Annotated in this window: 10 protein-coding genes; 4 read left to right on the top strand and 6 right to left on the bottom strand. The window is 53.8% G+C overall.

All coding sequences use genetic code 11. The features are described from left to right. Positions 1 to 16: 16 nt before the first annotated feature. The 6 genes from L6D80_RS28555 to L6D80_RS28580 are packed head-to-tail and all read right to left on the bottom strand — an operon-like array spanning position 17 to position 6,322. On the bottom strand, positions 17 to 463 hold the full coding sequence (locus L6D80_RS28555) for a hypothetical protein (RefSeq protein ID WP_019819597.1): 447 nt from the start codon (positions 461 to 463) through the stop codon (positions 17 to 19). After that, the gene (locus L6D80_RS28560; protein ID WP_236183096.1) at positions 453 to 2,474 is read right to left on the bottom strand and encodes a hypothetical protein; all 2,022 of its coding nucleotides are present in this window, start codon (positions 2,472 to 2,474) and stop codon (positions 453 to 455) included. The genes L6D80_RS28555 and L6D80_RS28560 overlap by 11 nt, the downstream gene beginning before the upstream one ends. After that, positions 2,471 to 4,207, bottom strand: coding sequence for a hypothetical protein (locus tag L6D80_RS28565; protein ID WP_019819593.1), 1,737 nt, complete (start codon positions 4,205 to 4,207; stop codon positions 2,471 to 2,473). The genes L6D80_RS28560 and L6D80_RS28565 overlap by 4 nt, the downstream gene beginning before the upstream one ends. After that, positions 4,200 to 5,492 (bottom strand): site-specific integrase, encoded by a 1,293-nt coding sequence (locus tag L6D80_RS28570; protein ID WP_032873808.1) that lies wholly within the window; start codon positions 5,490 to 5,492, stop codon positions 4,200 to 4,202. The genes L6D80_RS28565 and L6D80_RS28570 overlap by 8 nt, the downstream gene beginning before the upstream one ends. 46 nt (positions 5,493 to 5,538) lie before the next feature. Then, on the bottom strand, positions 5,539 to 5,901 hold the full coding sequence (locus L6D80_RS28575; RefSeq protein ID WP_276574632.1) for a Y-family DNA polymerase: 363 nt from the start codon (positions 5,899 to 5,901) through the stop codon (positions 5,539 to 5,541). Beyond that, positions 5,891 to 6,322: a LexA family protein gene (locus tag L6D80_RS28580; RefSeq protein WP_041925786.1), complete on the bottom strand. Its 432-nt coding sequence runs from the start codon at positions 6,320 to 6,322 to the stop codon at positions 5,891 to 5,893. Before L6D80_RS28580 ends, L6D80_RS28575 begins: the two co-directional genes overlap by 11 nt. A gap of 191 nt (positions 6,323 to 6,513) precedes the next feature. Between L6D80_RS28580 and L6D80_RS28585 the strand changes: the two genes are divergently transcribed. The 4 genes from L6D80_RS28585 (at position 6,514) to L6D80_RS28600 (ending at position 8,517) form a co-directional block, all read left to right on the top strand. Further along, complete coding sequence (locus L6D80_RS28585) at positions 6,514 to 7,059, top strand: SOS response-associated peptidase (protein WP_023383634.1); 546 nt, start codon at positions 6,514 to 6,516, stop codon at positions 7,057 to 7,059. A 65-nt stretch (positions 7,060 to 7,124) separates the two neighbouring features. Beyond that, a complete protein-coding gene (locus tag L6D80_RS28590; protein ID WP_023383635.1) occupies positions 7,125 to 7,349 on the top strand; it encodes a DUF2188 domain-containing protein in 225 nt (74 codons plus the stop codon). Positions 7,350 to 7,680: 331 nt separating this feature from the next. After that, the gene (locus L6D80_RS28595) at positions 7,681 to 7,920 is read left to right on the top strand and encodes a hypothetical protein (RefSeq protein ID WP_023383636.1); all 240 of its coding nucleotides are present in this window, start codon (positions 7,681 to 7,683) and stop codon (positions 7,918 to 7,920) included. 228 nt (positions 7,921 to 8,148) lie between these two features. Then, complete coding sequence (locus tag L6D80_RS28600; RefSeq protein WP_236183097.1) at positions 8,149 to 8,517, top strand: site-specific integrase; 369 nt, start codon at positions 8,149 to 8,151, stop codon at positions 8,515 to 8,517. Positions 8,518 to 9,453 lie beyond the last annotated feature (936 nt).

Raw genomic sequence — 9,453 nt, forward strand, 5'->3', positions numbered from 1 at the left:
CCCCACGACTGCCATCTCAAAGCTTTCTGGGCCCGCGTGGATCCAACGATAGTATGTTGGACGCAGGTAACTGTCGTTCAAGCTCAGCAATACGGTCATACAGCTCTATGATTTTCGCATCCGCCTCGCTCAATAAACTTGCTAGCTGGTCGCGCTGTCGGGCAACCTGCTCAATCCGATCTCGCAAGGCGCGGCTTTTCTGACGGGCAAGATGATTTATCTGGTTCAACGAACGAGGTCGCTCCTCCGCATGTTGTTCGATGTAGGTTTTTATCTCTGCGATGAGACTCGGGAAACGTGATTTCTTAAGTGCCGACGGATCGCTCCCGGCCTCTTTGGCCACGTTGTTTTGAGTAACCGGTGTCCCCTTCGTTAGAAGCTGCGGCTTATTGAGTTTCAAGCGCTCAAAAGCCTCGCGATATTGATCGGCCGCGCTGCGACGCGCCGTGAGTTCAACGTCCATTTGCTCCCCCTATGACTCGCCGGAAGCTCTCTACGCTTCGTTGTTGAGCGATTAAGGACTCCATTAGCGGACTTCCGTACTGAGCATTAACAAGCCGCTCTTTGAGGACATGTTCAAGATCATCGACTGCGTCCAATCGTTCTGAGTCATACAGCACATCAGGGCAAGGTTTTTCATCCTCCGAATCACCGCCCCCGCAATGAGCAATGTTGTCGACTCCTCCGTACGGACAAGGCTTGCGACTCGAGCAAACGCCAAGAAGGATTTGGCGACATGCTGCGGCACCCTTCTTCGCCAAACCGATCATCTTCTTTGCATCCTCTGGCGTGATCAGCCGAACGATCTCAGCCTTACGTTTATCTCCATGGGGACTTACAAAACGCTCACTCGTAAGCTGCTGTAACTCTCTACCAAGCGTCTCGTACATCGTGCGAACGTACAGCGTGTGAGCCTTATCCTCTAGACGCATCTGCGAGTGATTTTGTCCGTAGTAAAGGCTCATCGCTCGGGTGACGTGCTTGAGTTGGTACTGAAGCGAGGCATCGCTTACGAGCCCGGAAGCTTGCATGTTTACTGCACCAGTTCTACGCAACTGATGCCATGCTAACGGCCATACCGCGCCCACTTGATAGTCCTCCGGCAATGTAGGAGTAGCTAGCCGGGCCAATTTCAAATCCTCACTCGTGATACGCAAACGCTCCAAGTCAAACACCTTGCCGTAGTGGCTCAAAAGGTCGGAATATGACGGAATACTTGGTCTCAGTGAGTGATCATTTTTCTTGCTCGATGGGGCCCACGGTTCGTAAGAAAACGAGGTTAAAAAACGCCCCGTGAGCCCGCTCGCAGCTACATGAGGTGCGTATAATGACCGAAACAGAGAAATGACCTCCATCGCCCTCACTGCGACCTTTACAGATGGGGATGTGACCCACAGGGCGTCGCTATCGGCCTGCGTTTTCGTCGTCTGTCCACGTAACAAAAAAATGTCGCCGAAATTCTTGTCGTGCTCGACCTCAAGGCATCCCGCTCGAAGATTCCAAGCTTCCTCGACTCGCATGAGGCTGAAGTTAAGGATGTAAGCTAAACCTGCGCTATTGACCAGTTTCAGATAGCTAGTCAGCGTTCTTACTTGCAATTCACCACTGCGCCCCACCCAACGTTCAAGTAGCTCAAAAATGCCGAAGCGTTTCGCGGTATCTGCAAACGCTCCGAGAAAACGAAGCCCCGTTTTAGCGCCTGATAAATGCATCTTATGGCCGCAAAAAGGTTGTGCGTTTGCGCACGCCACTCTTTTTGAAACTCTATGATTATGTTCGTAAGCCTCAATGCTGAACCGGTAACAAGCTTCAACTTGTTGTTGATGGGATAGGAAGTCATCAAGACACTCTCGCAGCCTGGTGACTTGGTAGTGCCAAATACGTGGAGGAATGTACGGTGTTTGAGCTGTTTGGTGGGGTGGAAACAGCGCAGCCAGACGGGTTAGCGAGCCCGAATCCAGCAAAGTAAACCCTACGGCGCTGCGAGACGCGTATAGCTCATGCATTAACGACAGAAACTCAGTCTTTCTTGAGGCATGAAGAAAGGCAGGGATTTCCTCGCATACGCGTGGAAAGCGGCTCAATTCGCTGGCCAGTATTCCTGCCTCTTCACACAAAACAAACAACCGCCGCATCTGATCGAACCGCGTCTTTAGAGATCGATAGCCGCGAGCGCCGTACGGCCCGTATAGCCACCAGCCTGTGATGATACGAAGCAGATCAGCGTTCGCCGAGCTAATGGGCGCCGCGACTTTTGTGGCGGGGCCATCCCCGAAATTTAGCGTTAACGCCTTCTTGGCCCATGGGTCAAGCCTCCAAACTGGGTCGCCCCAACGGCTTACTACTTTGCCCTGTGCATCAATTACGACAGGCCAATCAGGTGGCGGAGGCCAGCTCTCAGGACGGTAATTTGGCGCTCCGGGAACGGCGAGAGGCGACTCAATAGAAAGCCCTAACGTCGTGAGGATATTCATAAGGAAGGTCCCGCTGTAACTTCCGCCAGCCGAATAAATCCGTCCCAAGCTGGGTGATAACTCTCCTCAGCTATGCGAGCCAGTGCCTCCTCAACCCAAAGCCGACGCACCTCGCTACTTTCTTGAAAGAACCGCAGCTTCGCACTCAGACGCTCAATCGCAAGCATTGCAGGATGGTCAGCCTCCTCAGATCTATCCGTGGAAGCTGGACGATATCTAGTTAGCTCCAAGCTCTTGAGCACGCGCAAACTACTTAGCGACCAGACGTGATCTTCGCTTTCAATATCCCGATGATTGACGCAGAAGAGGCAACCAGCAGCGTTGATACAATCGGGATCAGGTGCATTCGTCGGAGCATCTACGACCGATTCTGGCAAGGACGTCGCACAAGCACCTGGAGCAGGTGAGCAAATGACGGGATCTGATTGCCGGTGAAATCGAGTAATTTCAATCATCGCAATTTGCGGATTGGGCTCAGCGTACACACGGATCAACGTTTCAGCTGTGTGCTGTGCGATTTCCGCGACCAGTTCAGGGCGTTGCGATTCACGTAACAACCAGTTAATACGAGCACCCCGTAGCTTACGTGGTCGAACGAATCGAATATTGGAATCGGTACAGAGGCGCACTAGAGCTGTGAACTGAGGAGCTTCTACAACGAGACGTCCCCCAAGACGGACGAGAGGAAAAAGAAGCCCCTCTAGGTCGTCCGGAAACCACGTGTTTCGCCACTCAATGTAGCGTTCAAACCACTCCTTGTAGCTTGAGAAAACTTCAAATAGCACTTCGCCCTGACGACGCTTTTTGTAAGACCTGACTTGGTAACCATCAAGGTGACTCGTATAGTGGTATTGGTCGATCCGAAGTTGATGCGCCTGCGACAAATTCATGCCGGTTTGCGCGATGAACATAAGCATCTCGGCTTCGATTCTCAGATTTACTGCCGGGTATCGAGTCTCGATTGAAACGTCAGAGTCCCGGAATTCTCGGTGTCGAAGGATGGCCGCAATCTGGAATTTGGTTTGAGGTCGAACCCGTCGTGACGCTTCTTTCTCTGTATCGCGAAGGCCGCACCAGATAGGTAGCGTTGTACCCGATCTCAATGCCACTTGGATGGGGAGTGGTCCCGCCACAGCCTCATAAGTGAGTGACGTACAGAGGTCGGCAATTAACTGCCCGAAAGAAAAGCTCTCTTCCACACTTTGCTTATCAGCGCTCCCATTTCTAACCCGTCCGTTGCCTCTGGGTTTGCGAATTCGTGTGCTGTACAAAAGTGTCGAGCTTCGGCCTAGCACTCGATCAAGCATCGTCGCTGTCAAACTTGCAGTGTCGTATAACGATCCGGCAGTTAAATATCCTTCCACACGGTGACGGTGTAAAAGATGCTCTGCCCACCCCAGGTAAGCTTGCGCAACCTTGTCAATGCTCAACTGGCGTCCGGATTGATCCGCCCACCGAAAAAACTGCCGCAACGAACCGATCTTGTTATTCGCCGAAAAGCGGCTCCCCCCGCCTACAAGGTCGTCGGCCAAACACTCGTGGAGCTCCTTTACAAGCTCTACCCGTTCCAGCAAAGGATCCCCTAAAACACCTGATGTGATTTCATTGCGTACAGTCTTCACTTTTGCCTTTGCACCACCGCTGTATAAAAATGGGGTCAGATCCCAAGGCGTCTCGTTCTTCGCGTACTCAAGCATTGGAAACGTTAGGTCTGAAGACGTCCGATTATTCATTGCTCGCTCCGTGCCTGGAAGAAATCCCTGTAAACGCAGCCATGAAGCTGTTCGCAATGGCCTGCTTAGCGGGTGTGGCTTGCACAAACTTGATGTATTTGAAGGTAGTAGCCTCCGAATTTCGACCGTGAAGCAATGCATTGCTAACAGTCGCAATCACTATCGCCACATCATCGCAATTTGCTAAAGCCAGCTTGGCTAGCTCAGTTCCAAAGGTGCACCGGGACTGATGGAAGCGAAATGTCCTGAGTACCTTAACGCCAGCTGTGATGCCTGCTTTTCTAAGCGATGACATCTCAACGTTTATGGCCGAAGACTGATCGCTGCTGCGCCGTCCGAAGGTATTACCGAAACGAGTCAAGAAAACTAGGTCTCGATTCTCATCGGCAGCAGATGCCTCGCGACTTAACCTGCGGAGCCCCTTGGAATATTCCAAAACTTCTGAACACAAAGCTTCGGGAATCCATACCTGGCCAGTTACTCCAAATTTGGTATGCACGGGCGGGGACGCACCTGGCCCCACAAATATCCTAAGCAGGCCTTTAGCGGACGGATCAGGTATCGCACGTTCCAACGCGCCGATACGAAGGTCACAGATTGTTCCCAGTCGCATACCCGTGAAAAAGCCTAGAGCTAGCATCAGGTACAGCTCAGGCGAGGCATTACGTTTTGCAAAATCGAGAATGACGTCGCGGTCAGATGAGGTGACAGGAAGCAACCCGCCTTCCAAAGTGATCCCGATGCGTTTCCGGTTGGGAATCCCCAGATCGGTAGTAGTGCCAGCGAAGGTTCGTTCAAAACCAACCTGGTCAAAGTATTTGATGAAAAAGCGCTTGTCTTTCCATAGTGGCAACAGCGGAGATAGAAGCCCACGCTTCCTGACCCACCTATAGAAACTGATGCAGTTGCGCATGTACTCGGAGGCCGTTGCTGGGCTGATATGACCAGCATCTCGCGCCTTAATAAGCGCCCCACGGTACTGAACGAGACACCGATCAGCTTTTCGAGACGGGAACTCAAACCACTCAAGTCTGCGGCTCTCCAAAAACTTCGCGTAGTTCAGCAGTCCATTAACGTTGCTGGAAACGGTCTTTAGGATTGCTTCCCCATTGGTGACACGCTCCATAGCCCAGAGGTTCGCCTCTCTCCAGGGCAAGCCGTTTACCCAGAAAATTTGTGGTAGCCCTTCGATTACTACCCGGGAGCTATTCGACGAGTAGGTAATCAGGCGGTCTTTGACAGAAAGGTCATGCGGACTGAAGTGGATGTGCTCAACGGTAGCCAAGGGATATCTCTGTAAGAAAAAGCGCCAATGTCCATGGGAACCCTATCTAACTTTGGGCGTCCACAGTATGCAACTTATTCTTATCGATTGAATAACGCTCCCACTCGGGGACCAGGGAGGCGATGGCTACGCCAACGCGGTGACTCAATTCGCCATAGAGCGTGTAATTGGAGCTGAAAACCGCGACACCGTTCTGTTCGAGGAACCCGAGCACCTTGAAATAGGGATCGCCCATCTTCAGACCGAGGGCTTTAGCCTCGTTCGTACGGGCCACAATGCAGCCGTCCGAGTTACTCAAAACGACGACCGGGCGCTGTCGTAGCTCGGGTCTAAAAATGCGCTCGCAGCTGCAGTAGAACGAGTTGACGTCCACCAGAGCGAAGATAGGACGGGAGCTGTCAGCGCACATGCTTGGTCAGGTCCCAGGTTACGACCCCAAACACATCAATCGAGCCGTACTGATCAGGGGTTATGGTCTTATAGTCTGGGTGGGCCGATTCCAGCAGCCAACGATCATCGGGGGCCTTAGCCAGCCGTTTAACCAGCGGTTGGTTATCCACGTAGGCCAGAACGATCTGACCGGTTCGCGCCGTGATCGATCGGTCGACGATCAAGACCCCGCCGTCGTAGATTCCTGCATCACGCATGCTTTCGCCCTGGACACGCACAATCCACACATGCGGCGCCCGAATGTTCAGCAACTCATCAAGAGAAATCGGTGGCTCATAGTAATCAGCTGCAGGGCTTGGAAAACCGCCTGCAGCCGTTCCGGCGAGAACCGAAATGAGCTCGCTTGAGTCTCGAAGGGGCTGAATAGATACAACGTTCATGGGGCACCGAGTTCATACTGTTTGCATATACAGTAATGCAGGCAGTACGGCGCGGCTAGAGTCACTGCGACAAAAGGCCTTTCGACAAGGCGTAGATTCGACCCAACGGCGGTCGGATTGATAGGACTCGCAGCTGCTGCAAGTCTCGATACCGCCACGCTAAATCCAAATGCTCACAGGAGAGGCTAGGTATGTGTAGCCATTACGAGGCGCCGACGCCAAACCAACTCGCAGCGGCCTTCGGCATCGAGGACGATCAGCAGGGGAAACTCGACCTATGGCCAGGCTACATCGGCCCGTTTCTACGCAGAGCTGGCGAGGCGGTTGAACAGGATGGCGCACCGCCGCAGCTGGATCTGCTCACTGGGTCGTTCGGCTTAATACCCTGCTGGAGTAAGGACATTAAGATAGCCAGGCGCACCTATAACGCCAGGTCGGAAACCGTGGCGGAGAAACCGTCTTTTCGCAATGCATGGCGGCGTGCTCAGCACTGCATCATTCCCGCTGCTGCGATCTATGAGCCTGACTGGCGATCGGGGCGTGCAGTGCCCACCCGGATCGCCCGGGCTGACGGCGAGGTTATGGGGATAGCAGGGCTTTGGGAGGAATGGCGCGACCCTGAAACGCGTCAGGTGCTTCATTCATACACAATGTTGACGGTTAACGCTGATACGCACGCGTTCATGCGCAACTACCATCGGCCGGATGATGAAAAGCAGACAGAGGTGCCGCTGTAAGCGGCGGGAACTCCTGCAGCCAGCTGGCCCCAAAACTGTATCACCTCACGCTCAAGGAGATCCCGATGGACAACTATCACGTGGTAGCCGAGGGTTCTGGCTGGAAACTGCATCTGCAGGGCGATAGCCGGGCGCTGCTGAACGCCCCAACCAAGGCTCAGCTGCTGGAGCAGCTGCCCGGGTACATGGAGGGTCGTACTGGCTCGGTAAAGATCCATACGGCCACTGGGCAGATCGAGGATGAGCGCACCTATCCGCGCAGTGCTGACCCGCGCCGTAGCAAAGGGTAGGGCGCGGTCAGGCTTCTATCGGTAGTCGCCCTCGGGCCAGTCTGGCGGGGCGCTTTTCTTGCGATACCTCCGCTTGAGGGCGATTGCGCCTAAGAAAGCCAATGCCAGCACACCTGCAGCTACTAAAAACACCCAGTTATCAGTCATCGTCAACATCGTCATCACGTTGCCCCTGTCGTTGCCGACTCGTTTGGTCAGCTCTACTTTCAGCGTGCGGGTGGAGCACGGGGTGGCGCAACTGATTTTCCATGACCTTTGGGCTTGTAGTTCTGCGAGGCGTCCACGGCCGCACTAGACTTGAACTCCGCCCTTCAAGATCGAGGATGCTGCCATGACCATGATCGATGCCGACAAGCTGAAACCTGCCTTGGAGGCTTGGCAAATCGCCGCTGCATTTGTGGTCCTGTCTTCGCAATCGGCCGACGCCGCATTCCTCCGCGGCGAGCATAAGGACGCCGACCAGATGGCCGAGCGCACCCAGCAGGCCCTGCGCACCCTTGAAGAAAAGGCCCACAACCTGGCGAAGCTGGTGGAGGCGCTGATCTACCAGGCGGAGCATCCCACCGGTTGACCCAGGGCCGGCGCCGACCAGCAAATTTTCCGTGAACACTGCGAAATCATTGGTGATAGGCTTCCTAGGAGGCCTATTGCCGACTCTCTAAGGATCGATCCCGGTCCGCGTTCAATCCCAACAGAGAGTCCTGCCATGAATCCCCGTCGTGCTGCATCCCTTCGCCCTGGACAGTTCAAACATTTGGTACGAGTAGCGTCCGTATCTGGCCGTATGCCAGAGCGTGACGTGTTGCTGGTCTGGATCACCCACACCACAGGCGTGAGGGTCACCGAGCTGGCCCAGTTGGAGGTCGCCGACGTGCTCTTTCCAAGCGGGGCTGTCCGGCCCGAACTGTACTTGCGACCCTCGATCACGAAGGGCTGCCGTGCGCGCAATGTGTACCTGACGCATCCCCGGTGCCTGGCCGCTCTGGAGCAGTGGCTTGCGCTGCGCCAAAGGCGCCGCTGGGGGCTTTCGGGTGCCGCCGAATATCGAGGGTTACGCCCTGATTCGAAACTGATTCTGACCCACAAGGGCCAGGCATTTGAAATGGCGTTCAAACATCGGATGTTGGAAGGCGGGCCGGAGGTGTACCGGGCCTGTGACGCTTGGTAGCAGCTTGCAGTTCCTAAGATTGACACCCACATACCGCCCGTAACACTTGATCTTCCGATAATTTCATCGTTCAACGATTGACAGTCAATCTTGCTAACTCGGATTGACAGAAATCAAGGTCGTATAGGACAGGATTGACAGTTATCGGACCTATGATTGACTTTCCGGTGCAGCGAAAAACCGTTAAGTTTGACAAGCACCAGGAGCAATCATGGCGTGAGACCACCTACTTAGGCTTAGCACCTGATGACACCAGCGCACAGACAAAGCTCTCTGTCATGTGCGCAGCCGCGTTAACAAATTTTGGCTTAGCTCTTACCTTCCTCAACTGATGATCTCGACACGTATTTGCACGGCCTTAATCGCACGGATACCTCGCATTGATCCGAAGGCAGCGGCCTAGTCGATCCAACGAGTCGTAACGGTCTCGATTCGTCTCACGGAGCGGTTTCCTTGCGTGCTTGCTTTTCAGCTCTTTCAGCCTTCCGAGCGTCTAGGATTGCTTGCTTTTCAGCTCTTTCGGCTTCTTCGCCTTCTGCGATGATGTTTCTGTACATCTCTGCGCAGGAATTTGGATCAGATCGGCCCTTTTTAACCATTTGCTCGCATAGATCGCGCGCTTCACGGGCAGTGTTCCGGTATTCAGGGATAGTTGATCCGTAAATCAACATGCCAATGAAAAGTGCGACGGGGATTCCAATGACCCAAGGCCATATTGCAGGTTTCCTTGGTTTCGGCACCGAAGCGCCACACTTAGGACAGGCAAAAGCAGTTGTGCTGATTTCGTAATGACACTCTCTGCATCCCACTAAGGATGGTCTGAAGTAGCCATGTATTTCCCCGGCATACCACCTAGCGCAACTTTTAAACTCGCCAAATGATCAAAAAACAATCAATTCGACGAGTATTTCTTACGTTTTCGCCACCCGGACCCCA

Source organism: Pseudomonas ceruminis (assembly GCF_021602025.1).
Taxonomy (GTDB): domain Bacteria; phylum Pseudomonadota; class Gammaproteobacteria; order Pseudomonadales; family Pseudomonadaceae; genus Aquipseudomonas; species Aquipseudomonas ceruminis.